Consider the following 23766-nt stretch of genomic DNA (forward strand, 5'->3'; position numbering starts at 1 on the left):
AAAATTAATTTTATATGTCAAGCGATTGACATATTAGTAAATAATATCTATACTCTAGTTATAGAAAACTATTTGGAGGTAACAATGTTTAATTTTAGTAATACTATACAATTCCAAGATAAAATAAATGACGTATTTACAATTGGGGAAATTTTAGTAGATATGATTTCTGATGATTATGATACTAATTTCAACTCCAATAAATATTCAAGATTTTTTGGTGGTTCACCGGCTAATATAACTATGAATATAAAAAGACTTGGTGGTAATCCTATTATAACAGCTTGCGTTGGAAATGACGGATTAGGTAAGTTTTTAATTAATCACTTAAAAAACAATAACATTGACACAAACTTAATTAACTCAGTAAATCATTCTACAAGTATGGTACTTGTAACTAAGAGCAAAGAAACTCCACTACCAATTTTCTATCGTAGTGCAGATTACAACTTAGAATATAATTCAGACATAGATTCAACATTAAAAAATAGTAAAATAGTTCATTTTTCTTGCTGGCCTATTTCTCAATCAAAATCAAGAAAAATGATTGAAAGGGTTATTGAAGAAGCTAGAAAAAATAATGTTCTTATAGGATTTGATCCAAATTATCACGAAATGATTTGGGAAGAAGGACATGATGGAATAGAATATATAAAAAACCTTATAGGTAAAGTAGATATTATAAAGCCTTCTGAAGTTGATGCTGAAAGAATTTTTGGACCTGATACTCCTGAAAATCATGTAAACAAATTTATAGAGTGTGGTGCAAAGCTTGTAATAATGACCTTAGGTAAATATGGTGCAATAGTTTCTGACGGAACTAAAACTATCAAATTCAATACTTTAGCTACTGAAGTTATTGATACAACTGGTGCTGGAGATGCTTTCTGGGGTGGATTCTACACAGCTATAACTAGCAATTACACTTTAAAAGAAGCTTTAAATATAGGTTTTGCAACAAGTGCCTTCAAACTTAAACATGTAGGAGCAATTGCTAAATTGCCTTCAATAGAAGAATTAAAAACAATTTATAATATATAATTAATTAAGAGGAGATATAAAAATGGCAGTTAAAAATAAAGTTCAACTTATAACTTATCCTGATTCTCTTGGTGGAGATTTAAAAACATTAAATAATGTTCTTACAAAATATTTTCCAAAAACATTTAAAGGTGGTATTCATATACTTCCTCCATTCCCATCATCAGGAGATAGGGGATTCGCGCCACTAACTTACTTAGAAATAGAACCTCAATTTGGTACTTGGGAAGATATTCGTAAATTAGCTGAAAACTATGATATCCTTCTTGATCTAATGGTTAATCATATTTCTAAAAACTCTGTATTTTTCCAAGATTTCTTAAAGAATGGGCGAGATTCAAAATATGCAAATTTATTTATAACATTAGATAAAATATGGTCCGATGGCAAACCAGTTCAGGAAGATATAAATAAGATGTTCTTACGTAGACAAGTTCCTTATTCAACATTTAATATAAAAGGTGAAGAAGTTTCTGTTTGGACTACTTTTGGTAAAGAAACACCTTCAGAACAAATTGATTTAGACATAAATTCTGAAGCTGTACGAGCCTTATTAAAGGAATTCTTTGAAAACTTCCACAAAAACAATGTTAAAATTGTAAGACTTGATGCTGTTGGATATGTAATAAAGAAACTTGGAACTAGTTGTTTCTTCGTTGAACCTGAAATATATAAGTTCTTAGACTGGGTATCTGATTTAGCTAAATCTTTAGATATTGATTTATTACCTGAAGTTCATTCCCACTATACTACTCAATATAAGTTAGCTAAATACGGTAACTATATATATGACTTTATATTACCATATACTATACTTAGCACATTAGTTAACAAATCAAGTTCAGCACTTACTGACTACTTAAAAAACAGACCAACTAATCAATTTACAATGTTAGATTGCCATGATGGTATTCCTGTAAAACCTGATCTTGATGATTTAGTATCTACAGCTGATGCTAGAAAGATTGTTGATCATTGCTTAAATCATGGTGCAAATTTAAGCTTAGTTCATTCTGATGCTCATAAGAGTCCAGATGGATTTGATGTTCATCAAATAAGATGTTCTTACTATTCAGTTTTAGGATGCAATGATGATGCATACTTAAGCGCAAGAGCAATTCAATTCTTTGCCCCTGGTATTCCACAAGTTTATTATGTTGGGTTATTAGCTGGCGAAAATGATGTTGAAAATGTTACTCGTACTGGAGAAGGTCGTGAAATTAATAGACATAACTTTACTTTAGAAGAAATTGATAAAGCATATAGTCAAGAGGTAGTTCAAAGATTACTTAAGCTAATTGACTTTAGAAATGATTATCCTGCATTTGATGGAGACTTCACTGTTGAACCTTCAAGTGATACTGAAATCATCCTAACATGGAAAAAAGATAATAAATATTGTACTTTAAATGTTGATTTAACTACTAGCAAATCTACAATTAAATATATAAATGATGATGGTATTGTTGAAAGATACACTATTTAATGATATGGTATTTTAACTTAATAATAATAGATAATTCTATTCATTCTCTTAAGTTTAAATATATAAATAATGAACGATACATCATAGCACACTTAAAACTCCCCCTGGTAAATCCACCTGGGGTAGTTTTTTTATATTAAAATACTCCATAGATAATTTTATTTATTCACTGTACTCTCTCTAATAATTAACTTAATTGGTAATATAGTTTTTTCATTTACCTCTATATTATTATATTTAGCATCAATTAATTCAATTGAAAGCCTTGCCATTTCTTTGATTGGCTGATGTACAGTAGTTATCCTCGGTGTTGTTAATTGTGATATATCAACATCATCAAAGCCAACTAATTTAATATCTTCCGGTATCCTAATTTTTATTTCATTACAAACTTGAATAACCTGTGCAGCTATTAAATCACTACTTGCAAATATTCCATCAACACCTTCTATTTCATTTAGTGCTGCTTTTATATAATCGTAATAATTCATTTGATTATATGTATCTATATCATATTTCTTTATAAAATACTCAATCTCATTTTTACTACATACATCTATAAAAGCTTTTTCTCTATTATCAGCAGGCATTTCTTCATCTATTACTCCACTAAGGTGTAATATTTTTTTGCATCCACATTCTATTAAATGCTCTGTTGCAAGCTTTCCACCTTGATAATTATCACATTGAATTCCAAGCTTACCTTCTTCAAAATTTTTCTCTAATAATACTACTGGAATACCTCCTGTATTAATCTTATTAGATTCAACATTTCCACTACATATAATTATCCCTGCAACTCTATTACTTTTACACATATCTAAATATTGCTTTTCTTTTTCAGCTTTTTCTTTACTATTACATAATATTATCTTGTAATCTTTTTTAGCTGCTTCATTTTCTAAATTACTTATTAATTTTGCAAAGTATGGGTGAGATATATGAGGTACTATAACTCCAATTGTATTACTTTTTTGTTTTGTTAAGGAACGTGCTATTTCATTAGGCTGATATCCCAGTTCATCCATAGCTTCATGAACCCTTTTCTTTGTTTTTTCACTAATATATCCTCTATTATTAATAACACGTGATACAGTGGTTGGAGTAACACCTGCTAACCTTGCAACATCTACTATCGTAGCCATCTATTTATTCACCTATCTCATTAAAATATTGTTTATAAATCATTTATTAAATCAACTTTAAGTATATCATATTTATATACCATATATTAATAGTAAGCAAATATATTATTTATCATATCAACATAAATTACTAAAAAAAAATTAACTGTATTGAAACTATTTGTAATTTCTTTATTTCAATACAGTTCATATATCTTTTTATACCTTATAAATTTTTTATCGCATCTGATATTACATCAGCTAAATCTTCAGCCTGAGGAACAAATCCTAACTTATCAATAAATGCATGAGTCATACCTTTATATCTATAGCAAGTAACATCAACGCCGGCATCTTGAAGCTGCTTTGCATAAAATTCTGTTTGAATACGAAGTCCATCAAATTCTGCACCTACTAAAATTGCTTTTGGTAAGTTAGCATGTGATTTTGCCATCATAGGACTCACGTATGGATCATTAACTAAATCAAAGCTAGGTAAATAGCTTGCCAACATTGGATCACTTAAGTCTTTGCTAGGTCTTCCTAAACCAGTCAATGGTCTCACCTTTTCTTCTAATTCTGTAGCAATCTCTATCATATCTTCTGACCACTTATATCCTTGAACACATGCATTTCCTATTGCTACTGCTGGATAAATTAAGACTTGTAATGCAATCATAGGTACTTCTTCATCTCTTGCTTTTAATGATATGGCTGCAGTATAGTTACCACCAGCACTATCCCCTGCTACTGCAATTTTACTTTTATCTATTCTATATTTTTCAGCATTATCATATATATGCTTTACTGCATAATAATTATCATTTAATCCATTTGGATATGGCTTTTCTGGAGCTAGTGAATAATCTACATTAAAGACTACACAGTTAGCTTTTTCTGCAATCAATTTGCAGAAATTTTCTACTACATATGTAGTTCCTCCAATCCATCCACCACCATGGAAAAACACTAATGCTTTATTATTTTTATTTCTATCTAAATTTCTTGGATAGTAACGCCATAATCCTACTTCATTTCCACTATCAGTAATAGTTTCAAACTTTGTATAAATTTCAACTGTATTTAAGTTATAATTAGGGAATCCCATACTATCTCTAATCGTCGAAATTACCATATCTAATGTAGTCATTTCATCATTTTCCATAGATTTATCTACATTTTCTTTTACATCTTTCTGATTCTCTTCTTTATCATTGCTTTTACTTGCCCAATGTCCATCCATTATTTCCTTTTCACATGGATCTAAGTAACCATCTCTTTTTTCTCCAGGGCTTGGTTTAAATATTATCTTAACCCCATTACTCTCTATTATATTTACTTCATTTTTTAACACTTCTAAATATTTTTCTGGATATTTTCTCATAAATACTCCCTCCTACCTTTATCACTTTTATTATACCATTAACGTTTACATAGTTCTAAATATTTATATTTTAACAATATAGTTTATATATGTAAAAAAACTGGACCACAAAGGTCCAGTGTACTACATTATCTAACTTCATTTAAGAATTTTTCAATTCTCTTTAAAGCTTCCATTATATTTTCCATAGATGATGCATAGCATGCTCTAATAAATCCTTCACCACATTCACCAAATGCATTACCTGGAACTGCTAGTACTTTTTCTTGTAGCAATAACTTTTCACAGAACTCATCAGATGTCATTCCTGTTGACTTAATACATGGGAATACATAAAAAGCTCCTAATGGTTCAAAACAATCTAATCCAAGTTTTCTAAATCCATCAACCAAGACCCTTCTTCTTCTATTATATTCCTTCACCATCTTACTAACACTTTCATCGCCATTCTTTAATGCTTCGATTGCTGCAAATTGTGCTGTTGTTGGTGAACACATTATTGCATATTGATGAATTTTCTTCATAGCATCTAAAAGAATGTGATGTCCACATACATATCCCAGTCTCCATCCTGTCATAGCATAAGATTTTGAAAATCCATTTATAACAAGTGTTTTATCCTTAATTTCTGGGAAACTTGCTATAGATACATGTGGCTTATCATAAGATAATTCTGCATAAATTTCATCAGAAATAACTATTACATCCTTATCTTTTAATACTTCCACTAACGGAGCTAATTCTTCTCTTGTCATTATTGCCCCTGTTGGATTATTGGGGAATGGAATTATAACTACCTTTGTTTTTTCAGTAATTGCCTCTTCTAATTCTTGTGCTGTTAACTTAAAGTCATTTTCTGCTTTAAGATTTATTATCTTTGCAGTTGCTCCAGTAAATGCAGTACATCCTTTATATGCAACAAAGCTTGGTTCTGGAATAATTACTTCATCTCCAGGTCCTGTTAATGCTCTTAATGCAATATCAATACCTTCACTACCACCAACAGTAACTAAAATCTCATCCTTAGGATTATACTTTAAATCAAATTTTCTATATAAATACTTAGCTATTTCTTCTCTAAGTTCTATAAATCCAGCATTAGAAGAATATTGAGTATCACCTTGCTCTAAAGAATATATTCCCGCTTCTCTAACATTCCAAGGTGTAACAAAATCTGGCTCTCCTACCCCTAAAGATATTACATCTTCCATTTCATTTACTATGTCAAAATATTTTCTTATACCTGAAGGAGGCATTTCTCTAACTTCCTTTCTTATCATATTTTCTAGCATCATATAAATATTACCTCCCTATTAGAAGCTTTCTTTTCTTTAAATATAGTTCCATGATCTTTATATTTCTTTAATACAAAATGAGTTGCTGTACCTATTACATTATCTTGAACTGCTAATTTTTCTGATACAAACATTGCAACTTCTTTCATTGTTTTTCCTTCTACTATAACCGTTAAATCAAATCCTCCTGAAGACATTAAATAACAGGCTTTAACTTGATCAAAGTTATATATTCTTTCAGCTACCTTATCAAATCCTTCTCCTCTTTGAGGCGTTATCTTAACTTCAATTAATGCAGTAACTGTTTCTTTTCCTGTATTTTCCCAGTTTATTAATGTTGTATATCCCGCAATTATGCTTTTTTCTTCATAATCTCTAATTGCTTCTCTAACTTCTTCTACTGTTTTACCTGCCATAACAGCTATTTGTTCATCAGTATATCTACTGTTTTGCTCTAAAATCTCTAAAATTTCTTCCATGATAAACCCTCCTTAAATAGTTAGTAATTTAGAGTTATTAGTTAATGTTAAAACTCCTTAAAAAGTTTTTTAATATATTTTAAAATCTGCATTAGCTGATTTTATTCCTTTACTTCTAACTATTAATTATTAACTCATAACTAAAAAAAGCCTCGTCCTTCTATAAAATAGAAGGGACGAAGCTATAAAATTCCGCGGTACCACCCTAATAAGTAAATTGCTTTACTCACTCAGTAAAATATAAATTAATTAAGCTCTTTTCTATCAATAAGTGAGCTGTACATTCGTCTTGCCAAATTTCATATATAACTTTCAGTAAAACTTGGAGACACATTCATATTTTATTCCTTATAACGTTAGGAAATACGACTTTGCCTACATTAAGAAAATTCTTAGTTCTCAACAAAGCGATTCAAAGGCTGCTTCTTAAAAGTATTATTACTAAGTTTCACCATACCTTAGCTCTCTAAAAATAATAGCTTAAAATACTCTTCCTTATCATAATCTTTAACTCTAATATTAAATAATATTTTACTAAAAGTTTAAGAACTTCTTAAAGAAAATCAAGAATTCTCAATTTAAGAAATTAAATTTTCTCTTTTATCTAAAATATTAAGATGTTTCTTTATAATATTATCTATTATATCCTTTTTTAAGTCAATAATAAAACTCTATAATTCACTTTAAATTTTACCATTTACTAACTTCCCCTAACTTTCTTTATAATAGTTCACCCCTTCATATCCTAGTCTTTCTTCTTGCATTTCTAATCTCATTTTATATTCTTCCCAATTTCTATTTTCTTTAGGAGTCCAACCTATTTCTGCATATCCAAGAAGTCTTGGATATATCATATAGTCCATTTGTTCTTGTGTAGAAATTGTTTCAGTCCATAAAGGTGCTTCTAATCCTAAAGCCAAATTCTTTGGTGCATAATCTGTTACATCCCATTTATATGCTGTTTCTACTGGAATATACCCTGCCCAATCAAGTCCATATGGTGTTTTTTCATTATATTTCATATCTAAATAAGCTTTACTTGCAATTGATACTATTATTTTCATATTCTTTTTTACAGCTTCTTCATTAGAATCTTTCCAATTTTGTAGTATTACACTTGAATTTATTTCTGGGGATGTATCTATTGGATCCCAACCTATTGGTATCTTCCCATACTTTTGAGCTATTTTAGCAACTCTTCCTACAAAATAATCATAATCTTCTTTTTTAGTATTAAGTGCTTCATCTCCACCTATTTGAATATATTTAGAAGGTGAAATTTGAACAACTTCTTTTATTACATCCTCTATAAATTCATAAGTTTTTTCACTATGCGCCATAAATGAGCTAAATCCTACATCAGTTCCTGTATATAAAGGAGCCTTTTTACCATTAGGATTTAAAAATCCATAAGAAGCTAGCGCTGCATTAGTATGTCCTGGCATATCAAACTCAGGAACTATTTCAACATATCTTTGCATAGCATAACTAACAATATCCTTAAATTGTTCTTGTGTATAATATCCTCCTGGACCTCCACCAACTTCTGTACTTCCACCTATAAGGGTTAATTCTGGATATTTTTTAATTTCTAATCTCCATCCTTGATCATCACTTAAATGTAAATGTACTCTATTTATCTTATATTGTGCTGCTAAATCTATCTGTCTCTTAATTTCATCTACAGTAAAAAAGTGCCTTGCTACATCAATCATTAAGCCCCTATAGCTATACACTGGCTTATCATTAATAATTGATGCTGGAACAGTCCATTCTACATTATTAACTACTGTACTATTAGCAATTTGTGCTGGTAGCATTTGTCTTAATGTTTGTACTCCTCTTGCTATTCCCTCTGGTTTATATGCTGATATTTTAACTATTTTAGGAGTGGATAATATATTATATCCCTCTATTCCTAGTTCAGGATTTGTATTAATTGTAGTTAAGTAAATACTACCTTCTGGTGGCTTATCCCCTTTTATAATATTTAACTCAAACCCAGTAGCTGCACTTAACTTTTCTCTAAGAAAATCAGCTATCCATCGTATCTCTTCTGTTTCTTCATCAGTAATTCCCTTGACATAAATTGAAGTATCATTAGTTAAAATAAATCTTCCTTCATTAGTTTCAATACTTATTGGTTTTGGAATAATACTAATTTTACCTTCACTTCCTTCTGCATTAAATGTCTCTTTAACTAAATATTTTTCATTATCTAAATCTTCTTCCATTTTCATTGTACCAAAAGTGGTAACTGTTATTATTACTATAAGAACTAATGCAATATAAAAATGAGGAATTTTTTTTCTTTTCATCATTTGTTCACATCCTTAAATAAAATTCTAAATTTCACCAAAAGGAACATATTTAATTTAGTTTATCAAAACTATTTAAAGTCTTTAATTTATCTAGTTTAATTTACATTCAATGTACTTCTTGGAAGAATATTAGAATAGTTTTCTTTTAATTAATAGCTTTCATAAATTTTATTATTTGCCATTTTTTTAATATTAATTCTTATAACTAAAAAAAACTGCTAATATCATATTAAATATTAGCAGTCTCTTAGTCTATAACAGATTTTTTGCAAATTCCATGTTATTAAATTCATTTCTCTTTATATATGCTAAAGCATCAATTAAAAATACTTTATGATGTTCTATAGTCTTTGAAAACACTTGTATAAACCCAACTATTTTCTCTTTATTATTATCCTCCCCATTTAAATATAATCCTACTAAATAAAATTTGATAAAAGCTACTCTCATCAATAACATTATATAACTATCAAATGGTGTTAATACCTCATTAAATGGGAACATATTATTATAAATAAAATTAACTAAGTAATTTTCAAATATATAATTATATTCATTTTCTATAATTTCCTCATATTCATCAAAAGCTTTTATATATAAAAGTGCATTTTCATTTATGGATTTATCACTTTCAATCTTATATCCTTCTAGCATTTCTTTTGTATACTTTTTAAATGTAATACTTTCAACTTCTTTATCTACCTTTAAAATCTTAAGCATCTTTATAAAGAAATTCATTTGTATAATATAATTCATATTATCATTTCCTAGTAGTGAATTTATATCATCACTTGAATATTCTTTAGCTGCTCTCTTAATATCATATGTACTTATAAATTTAGCTATGTCCCCTAAATTACTATTAAACTTATCTTCAAGCTTATTTATAAAATCCCCTAAAATATATAATCTTTCATTTAGCTTAAAATCTCTATTTTGAATTATATCTATACAAAAATCTCTTATTTCTCTAAAATATCTTAAAGGTGAATTTTGAACTTCTTTAATTTTGCTATCTATTTGTGCTGATATTATATGTTTGCCAATCGATTCTTCTTTACTAACAAATTTTATGCCTTCTTTATTTAATAAAATAAGTCTTGCTGCCTCTGGACATGCTACATCAAGAGACATTTCATAAGTATCATCTATTTTATTAGTTACTCTTGGAAAACATGTGCAAACATTTGAAAGATAATCTTCACCTAAATTTGAATGAATGACACAATAATTTTCTTCATCTAAAAACGGACATCTCTTATCTTTTTTCAATTTAACTATTCCATAATCAATATCTTCACTACTACATCTTTCATTGTTTTGAACATTCTTTTGAAACATTCTCTTCATTTCTGGATCTTTAACTTTAAAATATTTTTTAAATGTTATTTTATCTATATCAATATTCCAACCAATACAGCAACTATCCTCACATTTTCCTCCTATACATTTGAACTCTTCAAAATATCTTGGATATATTTTTTTAATATTTTTCACCATTGTTTACTTCCTTTAAACTTTCTCTATAATAATCTCGTTATAAAGTTAATTAATATTTTCTTACATGCTTTTTTATTATTAATTAAGTTATTTCCAATATTAACACCATTATATCAAACTTTTTATAGTTATCTATAAATTATCCTAACCTAACATTTATCTTATAATAAAAAGGAGTGCATAACTTATACTTTAAATTACACACCCATTAAATTTATTAATTAAATATATTCATCCCTATAAATTTCATAAGGCCTTGATGAATATACCCTGTAAACTACTTGTCCATCAAAATCTATCATATCCTTAGCCCTTTCCTTTATCCAAGGCTCCCTTATCATATCTATAACTATATCTTTACTAAACCACCCAACCTCAGTACTTTCTTCACTTTCTCTCAATTCTCCTGAAACCTTTACTGCCAAAAAATCAAATATCACCTTAGTAGGTACAAATGTTTTATTATCCCACCCTATATATGATTTTGTGTTAGAATAAACCCCAGCAAGCTTCTTAACACTAATTTTTATTCCTGATTCTTCAAATACCTCTCTAGTTATGCCTTCAATTAAATCTTCTCCATTTTCAACTTGTCCACCTGGGAACTCCCATCCCCTATGTGGATTCTTGACCAATAAAACCTCATCCTTTTCATTAGTAACCAATGCTCCTGCTGCTACTATATGTGTTGGAAATACCATTCCCTATACCTCCATATTGTTTAATTTTATTAATAACCTAATAAATCATTAAAATTTTATTATCTTTTATAAATATATTATATAACTACTAACTAAAATATTTTTGTACAAAATTTATACAATATCTTTTTTACTATTATCGCTGTTGGTATTGCTGTTGCAAAAACAGCAGCTGCAAATACATAACCACTAACACTACCTTGCATCATTCCACTCATCATATGTCCACTAGTACATCCATCAGCCATTCTAGCACCATAAAGTAATATAAATCCTCCAATAAATCTTGGAGCATATTTACCTAGAAATCCTTTTTTATTATCATCTAGTGTACAATATTCTATATCTCTACTAGCATCTTCTTCACCATTTTTCCTTTTGTTTTTAGATAACATATACCCTAATAGTCCACCGATTGGTATAGATAATACAAATATAAAGTCGTAGTTTATAGGATTTTTTATAGCTTTAGCTAATTTTCCTTCTGATTTATCATAATATGCATTTGAACTTGCGTAACCACTTTCTCTATTTGAATCTTCAACTATTACATCACTATCTATTGTGCTATGTATAATTCCTGACAATACAGAAAATTGAGTTGATACTCCTATTGGTTTTACAAGAAAAATGGCTATAAAAAATGATAACCCTAATATCATTGCACCTTTTATCCAATTATTTTTATTCATCTTATATTCCTCCAAAAATTTTATTTCTAATTCGTTTATACTATACAATTAAAAACAAATATTTAAAGTGATATAATCACATAATAAAAATCTTAAATTTACATATATATTATATATTTTGTATTTAATGAAATATTATGTCATTACTTAAAAATATAATTACTTATTATTTTGCTTTATCAAAAAAAATAGTAAATAAGCTAGTATAAAACAATTATATGAAATCATTTTATACTAGCTTTCTTATTTTAAAACATATATGATTTTACTATTTATTTTTAATTATTGAAATGCCTTGAGTCATTGTACCCATAGGACAATATACACACCAAGAATTAGGCTTACAAAAAATCATAGTAATAACCCCTAAAAGAGTTGATGTTAACATCATACTATAAAATCCAAATGCAAATTGTACAACCCATTGAGTTACATAAGAATAATCTATAAAATTCCATGGAAGTTTAAATATCCAAAATAATGTTATAACTTCTCGTAAGCTATTTGTATTATTAAATACTAAGTAAGTAATAAATAACATATTTAAAAACATAGCTAAGAAAAATATTAAAAATCCAACTCTAAAATATTTATCTTTTAAAAATTTAGGCATTGACTTATTTCTTGATAACTTAAACTTATTTCCTAATATATTTAATATCTGTCCCCTACCACAATATTTATTGCAATATTTTTTTCCCCCTCCAAAGATTGAAATAAGTAATGGAATTAAAAAGCATAATAAACCAAGCCATGCAAATAAAATATTAAATAGTCCAAGAACTAAATATAATGTAGAAACTATCCACATATAATCTGACCAATGCTTCTTATTTTTTATTTTCTTTTTCACATTAATTTTATTTTTGCTATCACTCACTTCTATAGGTTTAATTTCTATCGCATTTGCAGGACATGCCTTTGCACATTTACCACACCCTACACACTTATTAATATCTACTTTTGAAATAATACCTTTATAAATAGATATTGCACTAAATGGACATTCTTTCTCACATCTTCCACAAGCAACACAATATCTTTCATCAACATTAGCCTTTTTCTTTATTATTTTATTTTCCACCTCATTAATCCTCCATTAAATAATAACTAACTTTAACTACAGTATATATACTGAATTCGTAACTGTACGTGACTTAATCACCCAAAATTTGTATTATGTGACTAAGTCACTTAAAATATATAATAATCATATAAAATATTAGATAAGATAATTATTATAAAACTGGAGGATTTAAATGAAAGTTATTAATAATAGAAATTATTATATAAAAGAACTTTATAAAGCTTATCCAATTTTGGAGCAAATAGATAATTATAATAAAGGTGCTTTAGTTGAAAGAGCTCTATTTAAGGAATTGTTAGCAGATGAATTGCTAAATACTACTGAAGATAAATGTGTAGGATTTCTATTTGTTATAAGTGGAACTATAAAAATTCAAAAGATTAATGAAAAAGGTGAAGAAACTAATCTTTATAACATAGAAAAAGGACAAATATGTCATGAAGCATTAAGTTGTTTTCTAAATTGCACTTCATTAAATATTATAGGAAGAGCTATGCAAAATTCTAAAATATGTATCATTCCTTTTGATATTGTGAATACTTATTTGCTTAATAATACTTTATTTTTACAATATATATACAAAGATTTATATAGTAAATTTAATGTAATAATCAATGTTAAAGAAGAAGTTAAGCATGAACCATTAACAAATAGATTAATTAAATTACTTATATCTAAAAACAGTAAAAATATTTATGTAACTCATAATGATTTGGCATTTGAATTAGATTCAGCTAGGGAAGTAATTAGTAGAAAATTAAAGCAGCTAGAAAAAATGGGATATTTAAAACTAAGCCGAGGAAAAATACAGATAGAAAAAGATTTAAATGAGTTGTTAAAGTGATATAGTCACAAACTAAATTAACCTTAACAGCTATTATATAAGCATAAAGTAATTATAAATTTAAATGTTTTTAAATTTAATGGAGGATAATATGTTTGGATTTTTTAATAAAAATAATGGCAAAGTAATTAATGTTAATGATATTGATAATTTAATAGGTAAAATTGAACTAATAGATATAAGAGAAGTTAATGAATATAATAGAGGTTCTATAAAAAGCGCAAAAAATATACCGATGCAAACACTTTTAGGTAATCCTGATAAATACCTAAAAAAAGATAAAGAATATTATCTAGTATGTCAATCTGGTGGAAGAAGTTCTATGGCTTGTAATAGTCTTAGACAAAAAGGCTTTAATGTAATAAATGTTGCAGGTGGCGTTGGCTCTTATTTAGGTAAACATAGAAGTTAAAATTAACTGTAACAATTTAATCATTAGATATTGAAATCTTAATAATTAACTATATCCAAATGAGGTGTATAAATTTATGAAAAAAAGAGTTTTAATTGTTGGTGGAGTTGCTGGTGGTGCATCAGCTGCTGCAAGACTTAGAAGAAATAGCGAAGAATATGAAATTGTAATGTTTGAAAAAGGTCCACATGTGTCATTTTCAAACTGTGCGCTTCCATATCGTTTAAGTGGAACAATACAAAGTGCAAATAGATTAGTATTAATGAGTACTGAAAAATTCAAATCGCAATACAATATAGAAGCAAGAGTTAGTAGTGAAGTTTTATCAATAGATAAATATAATAAAGAAGTTAAAGTTAAAAATTTATTAACTGGTGAAATTTACAAAGAAAAATATGATAAACTTATTCTTTCTCCAGGGGCAAGACCTATTATTCCTAATATTCCTGGTATAGAAAACGTTAATGTTTTTACTATAAGAAATGTTGTTGATATAGATAATTTAAATAAATTTATACAGAAATTGCAAGCTAAAGATATTGCCGTTATTGGTGGTGGATTTATTGGAGTTGAAGCAGCAGAAAATTTAATTGAAGGTGGATATAATACTTCTTTAATAGAAGCTACACCTCAAATATTAAAACCTTTTGATTATGATATGGTTCAAATACTTCATAAAGAAATGACAGATCACGATGTTAATTTAATTGTAGATGATAAAGTTACTAAATTTGAAAAAGACACAGTAGTTTTAGCCTCCGGCACAAAAATTAAAGCTAATGCTGTTGTTATGGCAATAGGAGTAACACCTGAAATAGAACTTGCAAAAAATGCAGGCCTTGAAATTGGTCAAACTGGGGCTATAAAAGTTGACGGTAACTATAAAACTAGTGATAATGATATTTATGCTGTTGGAGATGCTATTGAAGTATATAATGCATTAACTCATAGTTTTACTAAATTATCGTTAGCAGGTCCTGCTCAAAAAGCAGCAAGAAGTGTTGCTGATAATATAAGTGGACAGGTAACTACAAATAAAGGTTATATTGGATCAAGTGCAATTAAAGTATTTGATTATAATGCAGCATCAACAGGTTTAAACGAATCTTTAATTAATTCATTAGGAATGAATATTAACTATGATATAGTGAGAATCTCAACAAATGATAAAGTTGGTATAATGCCAAATTCTGCACCTTTACACTTTAAACTTCTATTTGAAGTTCCAACCGGAAAAGTTTTGGGCGCACAAGCTATTGGTAAAGGTGATGCAGTTAAAAGAATTGATGTAATTGCAACTGCTATTAAGTTTGGAGCTACTGCTTACGATTTAAAAGACTTGGAATTATGTTATGCACCACCATTTGGAACTGCTAAAGATGTAGTAAATTATGCTGGCTATGTTGCTTCGAATCTTTTAAATGGTTCATTTAAACAAATTAACGTTGATAAAGTAAGAGAATTAGTTGAATCTGGTGCTTATATAGTAGATGTAAGAGAAAGAGCAGAATTTGAAAATGGTCATATTAAAGGTGCTATTAATATTCCTTTAAGTGAGCTAAGGGAAAGAGTAAATGAAATTCCAAAGGATAAAACAGTTTATCTTCATTGTAGAACTGGGCAAAGAAGCTATAATGCAGTCCTAGCATTACAACATTTAGGCTTTAATAATGTAGTAAATATAACTGGAAGCTTTTTAGGTTTATCCTTCTATGAAGCTTATAATGATAAATTAAAAAATAGAGAAAGTATATTAACAAATTATAATTTTAAATAATAATATTATTATTTCTAAACCTAAAAATGCTGAATCATAAATTAAAATATGATTCAGCATTTTATAGTTATTTACTAGTTTTAACCTTAACTCTTCCCCACATCATAGTTAGTAATATACCACCTAAAACTGCAATTAAATGAGCTATTATATAATTAACATATCCATTATTAGCTGAATTAACTATTGCAAATCCTGGTACTGCAGTTGTACCAAATCCTATTGCAGTTAACTTACTTATATAAATATATCCTCCTGCTAATGCAGCTGCTAGACATCCGCAAACTAATGGATACTTATTTCTTAAAGTAACACCAAAAATAGCCGGTTCTGATATACCAAATAACGTTGATGTAAATGCTGGAATACACATTTCTCTTGCCTTTACATTATTCCAATGTAATGCTAAATATCCTAGAACTGCTCCACCTTGAGCAACAACAGCTACTGAGAATATCGGATTTAAGAAGTTCACTCCTGTATCAACTAATAATTGACTTTCTATAGCTCCAAATATATGATGTAATCCTGTTATTACAATAATTTGGTGTAATCCTGCAAACACCATATATCCAAAAATCCCTAAGTTTGTAGTAGTCCAAACTAATGTTGTAGTGATTAAACTTGCTAATGTACGACCAATAGGTCCAATTATAGTAAATAATAATAATGCAGAAATAAATACTGTAAGCATTGGAGAAACTAATAATTTAACACTGTTTGCAACCTTCTTTTCAAATAATTTATCAAAATAAGCTACAACAGCTCCCATCATTAATGCAATAATAACTCCACCTTGAAATCCAACTAATTGTATTTTTAATCCTAACACACTAATTGTTTCTGGTATAATAGTTCCTTGTGCTGCTGAATAAGCATCTGTTAATTTTGAATTAAGCATTATAGCACCTATAACAAGTCCTAATACTGGTCTACCACCATATCTTTTAGTCGCTGAGTAAACAACTATTAATGGTAAAATATCAAATACACTTGATGATACTATTGATATAAATCTATTTATTCCTTCAAGCCAAGGCCACATTTCAACTACAGATTGATCACCAAAGATACCTTGTTGTCCTAACAGACCTGATAATCCTAATAATAAAGCAGCTGCAAGAATTGCCGGCATTATTTCTATAAATACATCTGAAATTGATTTAATTCCTTTTTGAAATATATTTTGCTTTTCGGCCGATTTAGTCTTTATATCTGCAAGGGACATATTTTGCATATTAGTAACTTTTGCAAACACCTCATATACTTCATTAACTAATCCTGCTCCAAAAATTATTTGAAGTTGATCTCCAACCATAAATACTCCCTTAGCCATATCTACTTCATCTAAAGCCTTCATATTTATTTTACTATCATCATCTAAAACAATTCTAAGCCTTGTTGCACAATGTGCTACCCCTTTAATATTCTCTTTACCACCAATATTTTTAATAATTTCACTAGTTATATTTATATATCTTTCATTTTTATTAATAACCTTACTCATTACAAATTCCCCCTTAACTAATAACCCTAAATATCCATTTTTTACTATAGAAATCTTGCTTTACTCTTTCAATTGTTATCCCAACATTCATAAGCTCATCACCAGCAAATATCTCATCAGTTTCAACATCCTTATATAAATATTCTGGATTTAATCCCTTAAATTTTATAGTTCTAATTTGAGCTGCTGGCAAAGATAAAACCCTTACGTATGTAGCAACAAACTGTTTCTTATCTTTTGAAACAATATTCCATGCTGATTCATTTCCATCAAAAGGATTAAATATTCTATATAAATCACCAAATTGAATTATTTCTCTTATATCCTTATATTCTTTTATTTGATCTTTAACTATTTCCTTTTCTTCTTCAGTTAATTTAGTTAAATCTAATTCATATCCAAAATTTCCAGCCATAGCTACATTTCCTCTTGTTTCAAGTGGTGTTATTCTACCAACCTGATGATTGGCTACTGTTGATACATGGCATCCCATAGTTATTGGCGGATATGCTAAACTAGTCCCATATTGTATTTTAGTTCTGCAAATAGCATCAGTATTATCACTTACCCATGTTTGTGGCATATAATAAAGCATTCCTGGATCGAATCTTCCTCCTCCACTTGAGCAACTTTCAAATAATATCTCAGGAAATCTACTAGTTATTCTCTCCATAACCTCATATAATCCTAACATGTATCTATGACTTGTTTCTTCTTGTCTTTCTGCCGGTAATAATGCCGAACCTATATCCGTAATATGTCTATTCATATCCCATTTAACATAAGTTATAGGTGCTGAATCCAATATCTTGCATACTGATTCAACTATATAATCACAAACATCTTTTCTAGATAAATCTAAAACTAACTGTCCTCTTCCCATTGTATATGGTCTATTTGGCACATGAATACACCAATCCGGATTCTCTTTATATAAATTGCTTTCAATAGAAATCATTTCTGGCTCAAACCATAATCCAAACTCCATTCCCATATCTACAATCTTATTTGCAATACCTTCTATTCCATTAGGTAATTTTCTTTTATCTACTATCCAATCTCCTAAAGAAGTATTATCATCATCTCTTTTTTCAAACCATCCATCATCAAGAACAAAAAGTTCCATTCCAAGTTTTTTACCCTCTTCTGCTATTTTAATAATCTTATCTTCATTAAAATCAAAATAAGTAGCTTCCCAATTATTTATCAATATAGGCCTAACCTTATGCTTAAAATTTCCTCTACATAAGTTTTCTATATATAGATTATGGAACTTTCTTGACATTTCTCCTATTCCTTTATTGGAGTAAATCATCACAACCTCTGGTGTTTGAAATTCCTCACCTTGTTTTAATAACCAAGAAAAATCAAATGGATTAATTCCCATAGCGACTCTTGTATTTCTATATTGGTCAACTTGTACCTGTGCGGTAAAGTTCCCACTATATACAAAGTTAAATGCATAAACCTCTCCAGTGTCCTCATTGGTATCTTTTCTAACTAATGCCACAAATGGAGCTTGATGAGGACTACTTGCTCCTCTAGTACTCTCTACCATTTGAATTCCTGATACTATTTTTCTTCTTTCAATATTTTTCTCATTATTATGAGCACCATATAAAGTAATCATTTCAAAATCATCATCTCTAAAATCAATACTCATACTTAATGCTCTTAAAAGTCTTAAATCTTCTGCTCCTTCATTAATGAATTTAACACTTCTTGTTATTACATCTAACTCATTAAATACAGAATAAGTTAATATTACTTTCAATCCTATTATTTTATCTTCTAAATATATTTCTAAAGTATCACACTCATCATCATTCCCATAAGTTGACGGCAATCCCACTAATCCCCTTTTACCTTTAAACACTTTATATCCCGAATACCTTAAATCTGAAATCCTTGTCCCATTTTCTAGCTTAACTTGATATGCTGGAACTCTAAAATCACCATTCCCAAATCCCTGATACTCTTGTGGTATTGTATCTAAAGAAAAAGTTCTATCTTTATCATATGGATTTGGTGAAAACCCCCTATCTAAGTAAATAATCTTATTACTTCCTCTATATTCGTTTACCCTTGAACCATAATATAAGTGAGCTAAATATCCACCTTCTAAAACTTGCATAATGTAGCTTGTATTTTTCCCTTGTATATGGAATAAATATTTTTTATCATCTATCTTAATCCCCATACCTTCCCTCTTTCTTCATATCTTATTTTTTTCCACGAACTTATTGTAAACCTTTTTAAAATATATTAATATGGAATTATGTTGACAAAACCTATGATTTTTGTGACTAAATATTTGATTCTGGAGGATATTATGACCTTTAATTTTTCCTATAGAAACCCTTACGATAATATTGAATTAAATCTTTATACTTGTGGGCATGAAGCTTGTAAAAGCTTGCATTCATATGGACCTGCTATACGAAGTGGTCATTTAATTCATATAGTTTTAAGCGGTAAGGGAACTTATAAAATTAATAACACTGTATATACATTATCTGCTAGAGATGCTTTTTTAATCTATCCTAATGAACTTATATATTATGAGGCTGATAAAGATGATCCATGGGAATATATTTGGGTTGGACTTGTTGGTACTAAGGTTTGTGATTATTTAAATAAAACATCAATCTCTAAGTCAAATCCTATATTTACTTTAAGAGATGATAGTTTATTGGTAAATTCCATTAATTCTATAATTGATAGTACTAAAATTGATACTAATAAAAATTTGAAAATATTATCCACACTATATAATTTTCTTTTTGAGTTATTAAATGAATTTCCTAATACAGCAAATAATAATAAAAATACTCAACAAACTTATTTAGAGGAAGCATTACTATATATTCAATTAAATTTTCAGGATAATATTTCTATTATTGATATTGCAACTCATCTATCTATTGATAGATCTTATTTGCATAGGATTTTTAAAAAGAATTTAAATATATCTCCACAAGAATATATTTTAAACTTAAGATTAGAAAAAGCTGCTGAATTATTATCAACAACTTCTTTAACTATAGGAGATATATCACGTTCTGTAGGCTATAATGATACTATGCTATTTTCTAAAACGTTTAAAAAACATAATGGCTGTACACCTTCTTTATATAGAAAATTTAACAATCATATCTAGAGTATTTCTACTAGCTATGATTGTTAAATTAAATATTTAATGAAATTGTAAAATACTAAAATAAATTACGTATTGAACACACTCTTCCTTGTAACTCAACTAGAATATTAATTCTTAATATTGCTTCTAAATTAGTACTCATTTCATTTTATGCATGAGATAATACTGGAAACATTAGATAATTCTCTCTAAAAATATTTTCTGTATCCTTCAAAATAAATAAAGTATTATTATCATCAGTCAATATACTTTTCTCATATCCATTTGTATCAATAGGTGTAAATCCTAAATTTACTTTTTTAGTTTTACTGTCCATTAAAACATTTATTACTTTATCTAAATCAAAATTTCTATCACAAAATATACCATTAATATTTAATACATCCTCTTCATACTCACAAATAGCAACTGAGTTATATTCTTTAATATAATAAATACATTCTTTTAAAAATCCTAAACAGTAAAACATAATTAAATTCTTATTATCTTCAACATAAAGCTTTGAATTTACTATACTGTTATCAAGAATACTTTCTAATATTTTTTTATCTTCTTTATTATCTATATTTAATTTTCTCTTCTTAATATTAGTAGCTTCTTTAATTTTACTTATTGAATACTTATATTCATTAACTTTTTCAAATCCAAACTTAGGATAAAAATTTAATACTGTATCATTTGCTGATAAATAAATACAACCACTCTTTTCTTTATATTCACTAATTATTTTTTCAATTAAATATCTTGATAAACCTTTATTTCTATACTCATTATCAGTCATTACTGTTCCTATTTGAATATAGTTTTTCTTTTTACCTAAAACATTCATTTTCATAATACTTACAGATGCATTTGCTATTAATTTATCTCCATCTAATAATGAATATGGAATATATACTTCTTCCCAATAACCAGCTTCATACCATTCTTTAAAGTTAAATCCATAGGTTTTATCAGTTAAATCATTTAATCTTGTTCTTAAGTTTTTATCATCTCTATAATCTTTTACAAAAGTATATTCTTTATTATTAATTAATACTTTCTCATTCATTTTCTCACTCCCCTAACATATCCCCTATAAGTATTTTATTTTAATATTATTCATAAGCATATCTATATTACTTTTAATAATATAAGTTGAGCCATAAACTTAATCATTATTCAACCTTATCACTATATTATATATTCTTCTTTAAAATGCTTTAAAAATACTGCTTGTCTTATCTGATATTGATACCTTTTCAATCTTATATCCTTTTTCATCAAGTACATTAAAAGCCATATAATCTTTCATATCAACAGTTTCACCATTAAGTTCTAGTTTATATGAAACCTCATACTCAAAATGAATATATCCATCATTTTCTGTTTCACTAGTTTTTGTAAAATTAATATCTGTAACAGCACTTGCTTCTGATATAACACTGCTATATCTAGTAAATATTCTATTAGCCATTAATAAATCAAAAGCATCATCAGTAATATATTCACCAAATATTGATTTACAATCTTCAATGAATCGTCCTGACTCTTCAAGACTTGATATATCTTTATAAGTATCATATGATACTAACTTTCTAATAAAACTTTCTACATTTTGCTCTTTTGACGAATTAGTACATCCCACTAATAATCCTATTGTTACAATACATAAAAATAAATATTTAATTCTTTTTCTCATTTTTCTCCTACCCCCAATATAGTATTTCATCTATAATTTTTATTCTAAAAAAATCGAGCCATAAACTCCATTATGACTCAAAATTATATCCTATCTAATTGATTTAGCTTAATTCAGTATTATATTATATTATATTATATTATATATCTTTCTTTATTTATCATTTAATTCCTTATCTAAATTTTTAACTTCATTCATTGCTTCTTCATACTTCTTTGCCTTAGCATTTGGATTTCTTCGTAATATTTTTATTGATTTTATATACACATTATTTTCAGTATTATGAATTCTACTTTCATGCATTCTTAATTTATTAATATACTCTTTAAATTCTAACTTTAAATGCTCAGTATCTTCTGAACCCCTGAAAGGCACACCCTCAAGTTTATCCATATACAATGATATTTTTTCAGATAAGCCTCTGATTTTTTCTTCAGTTATAGATAAATTCTTTCTTATAATAGCTTCTATATGCATTGCTTTTTTTGTCTTTTTCTCACTCTTCCTTTCTTGTTGGATTTCAAGTTTATCAAGTATTCTTCCTTGTAAATCCTTGATATCTTCATTAATAAAAGCTTCAACAATTTCTAATCTCTTTTTTATAACACTTACAGTTTCATTTCTTTCAGTTATTTTAACTAATACATTCTTTAAATTAATTGCTTCATTAAATGATTGGACTGCATCAACGGTAATAAAAATAGTAGCTAGATAAGCTATTATCTCAGAAACTTGATTTGGTATCATTACAACTAAATTAGCTATTTTAGGATTAGCTATCTTTACTAAAAGCACCGAAAATATTCCCCAAGCCAAAGATGATAATAAACATATATGTCCATTAATATTAAATGGCTTATCACTATAATCCCAATATCTAACATGGAATATCCTTTCCATTAACTCTCCAGTAATATACTCTAATATAGTTGCTGCAATCATTCCTATAATAAATATTAAAAAAGTATTATTTTGCACCATTATAGTTGAAACTAATACGACTATTGCTCCTGAACCATAAATAGGTAGTAGAGGGCCTTTTAAAAAACCTCTATTTATCCATTTACGCTTTTTTAATGAAACATAGCATGATTCCCATATCCATCCTGCAAAGCAATATAAATAAAATAATAAAAGCCATTGGTGTATTGTATACAATATGCCTCCTCCTCTTTCCTTTTTATACCATATTAACATATATTGTATTATATTAAAAATAAAAAAATTGCCTATAGTATAAATCTAACTCTTTAGTTTATACTATAGGCATTTAAA

20 protein-coding genes and 1 other annotated feature are annotated in these 23766 nt (G+C 27.8%); of the genes, 6 read left to right on the forward strand and 14 right to left on the reverse strand.

Going from position 1 to position 23766, the window contains the following annotated elements:
• The first annotated feature begins 84 nt into the window (after positions 1–84).
• Together TY07_RS07880 and gtfA are read left to right on the forward strand one after the other, a co-directional pair.
• A complete protein-coding gene (locus TY07_RS07880; RefSeq protein ID WP_042397774.1) occupies positions 85–1041 on the forward strand; it encodes a carbohydrate kinase family protein in 957 nt (318 codons plus the stop codon).
• Between the two features lie 22 nt (positions 1042–1063).
• Positions 1064–2527 carry a sucrose phosphorylase gene (gene gtfA / locus TY07_RS07885; RefSeq protein ID WP_042397777.1) on the forward strand — a complete coding sequence of 488 codons (1464 nt, stop codon included), beginning with the start codon at positions 1064–1066 and terminating at the stop codon, positions 2525–2527.
• Between the two features lie 158 nt (positions 2528–2685).
• On the opposite strand, the gene TY07_RS07890 is transcribed toward gtfA, so the two are convergent.
• From TY07_RS07890 to TY07_RS07930, 9 genes are all read right to left on the reverse strand, one after another.
• Complete coding sequence (locus TY07_RS07890) at positions 2686–3672, reverse strand: LacI family DNA-binding transcriptional regulator (RefSeq protein WP_042397781.1); 987 nt, start codon at positions 3670–3672, stop codon at positions 2686–2688.
• 205 nt (positions 3673–3877) lie between these two features.
• Positions 3878–5035, reverse strand: a complete 1158-nt coding sequence (locus tag TY07_RS07895) for an alpha/beta hydrolase (protein WP_042397783.1) — start codon at positions 5033–5035, stop codon at positions 3878–3880.
• Positions 5036–5163: 128 nt separating this feature from the next.
• Positions 5164–6330, reverse strand: a complete 1167-nt coding sequence (locus tag TY07_RS07900; protein WP_042397786.1) for an aminotransferase class I/II-fold pyridoxal phosphate-dependent enzyme — start codon at positions 6328–6330, stop codon at positions 5164–5166.
• Positions 6327–6809 (reverse strand): Lrp/AsnC family transcriptional regulator, encoded by a 483-nt coding sequence (locus TY07_RS07905; RefSeq protein ID WP_042397789.1) that lies wholly within the window; start codon positions 6807–6809, stop codon positions 6327–6329. Before TY07_RS07905 ends, TY07_RS07900 begins: the two co-directional genes overlap by 4 nt.
• A 169-nt stretch (positions 6810–6978) precedes the next feature.
• Positions 6979–7320: a binding site (T-box leader), on the reverse strand.
• A gap of 199 nt (positions 7321–7519) precedes the next feature.
• Positions 7520–9127, reverse strand: a complete 1608-nt coding sequence (locus tag TY07_RS07910) for a family 20 glycosylhydrolase (RefSeq protein ID WP_042397916.1) — start codon at positions 9125–9127, stop codon at positions 7520–7522.
• A 255-nt stretch (positions 9128–9382) separates the two neighbouring features.
• Positions 9383–10630, reverse strand: a complete 1248-nt coding sequence (gene fliB, locus TY07_RS07915) for a flagellin lysine-N-methylase (RefSeq protein WP_042397791.1) — start codon at positions 10628–10630, stop codon at positions 9383–9385.
• A gap of 221 nt (positions 10631–10851) precedes the next feature.
• The gene (locus TY07_RS07920; protein ID WP_042397794.1) at positions 10852–11331 is read right to left on the reverse strand and encodes an NUDIX hydrolase; all 480 of its coding nucleotides are present in this window, start codon (positions 11329–11331) and stop codon (positions 10852–10854) included.
• Positions 11332–11423: 92 nt separating this feature from the next.
• Positions 11424–12071: a YeeE/YedE thiosulfate transporter family protein gene (locus tag TY07_RS07925; RefSeq protein ID WP_341349575.1), complete on the reverse strand. Its 648-nt coding sequence runs from the start codon at positions 12069–12071 to the stop codon at positions 11424–11426.
• A gap of 220 nt (positions 12072–12291) precedes the next feature.
• Complete coding sequence (locus tag TY07_RS07930; protein WP_078061311.1) at positions 12292–13107, reverse strand: 4Fe-4S binding protein; 816 nt, start codon at positions 13105–13107, stop codon at positions 12292–12294.
• A gap of 175 nt (positions 13108–13282) precedes the next feature.
• On the opposite strand from TY07_RS07930, the gene TY07_RS07935 reads away from it, so the two are divergent.
• From TY07_RS07935 to TY07_RS07945, 3 genes are all read left to right on the forward strand, one after another.
• Positions 13283–13954 (forward strand): Crp/Fnr family transcriptional regulator, encoded by a 672-nt coding sequence (locus tag TY07_RS07935; protein ID WP_042397800.1) that lies wholly within the window; start codon positions 13283–13285, stop codon positions 13952–13954.
• Between the two features lie 91 nt (positions 13955–14045).
• Positions 14046–14366, forward strand: coding sequence for a rhodanese-like domain-containing protein (locus tag TY07_RS07940; protein ID WP_042397803.1), 321 nt, complete (start codon positions 14046–14048; stop codon positions 14364–14366).
• A gap of 76 nt (positions 14367–14442) precedes the next feature.
• Entirely contained in the window at positions 14443–16143 is a 1701-nt protein-coding gene (locus TY07_RS07945) for an FAD-dependent oxidoreductase (RefSeq protein WP_042397807.1), read from the forward strand.
• A gap of 67 nt (positions 16144–16210) precedes the next feature.
• On the opposite strand, the gene TY07_RS07950 is transcribed toward TY07_RS07945, so the two are convergent.
• Positions 16211–17650, reverse strand: coding sequence for a PTS transporter subunit EIIC (locus TY07_RS07950; RefSeq protein WP_042397808.1), 1440 nt, complete (start codon positions 17648–17650; stop codon positions 16211–16213).
• 13 nt (positions 17651–17663) lie between these two features.
• The gene (locus TY07_RS07955) at positions 17664–19850 is read right to left on the reverse strand and encodes an alpha-galactosidase (RefSeq protein ID WP_042397812.1); all 2187 of its coding nucleotides are present in this window, start codon (positions 19848–19850) and stop codon (positions 17664–17666) included.
• Between the two features lie 132 nt (positions 19851–19982).
• Here TY07_RS07955 and TY07_RS07960 point away from each other — a divergent pair, with 132 nt between their 5' ends.
• Complete coding sequence (locus tag TY07_RS07960; RefSeq protein ID WP_042397814.1) at positions 19983–20810, forward strand: AraC family transcriptional regulator; 828 nt, start codon at positions 19983–19985, stop codon at positions 20808–20810.
• A gap of 148 nt (positions 20811–20958) precedes the next feature.
• On the opposite strand, the gene TY07_RS07965 is transcribed toward TY07_RS07960, so the two are convergent.
• From TY07_RS07965 to TY07_RS07975, 3 genes are all read right to left on the reverse strand, one after another.
• Entirely contained in the window at positions 20959–21861 is a 903-nt protein-coding gene (locus TY07_RS07965) for a GNAT family N-acetyltransferase (protein ID WP_042397816.1), read from the reverse strand.
• A 141-nt stretch (positions 21862–22002) separates the two neighbouring features.
• A complete protein-coding gene (locus tag TY07_RS07970) occupies positions 22003–22491 on the reverse strand; it encodes a hypothetical protein (protein WP_042397818.1) in 489 nt (162 codons plus the stop codon).
• A 153-nt stretch (positions 22492–22644) separates the two neighbouring features.
• Positions 22645–23649 carry a putative ABC transporter permease gene (locus TY07_RS07975; RefSeq protein WP_052330649.1) on the reverse strand — a complete coding sequence of 335 codons (1005 nt, stop codon included), beginning with the start codon at positions 23647–23649 and terminating at the stop codon, positions 22645–22647.
• Between the last annotated feature and the right edge of the window lie 117 nt (positions 23650–23766).

It is taken from the genome of Clostridium saudiense (genome assembly GCF_000577815.1).
GTDB classification, from domain to species: Bacteria; Bacillota; Clostridia; order Clostridiales; family Clostridiaceae; genus Clostridium; species Clostridium saudiense.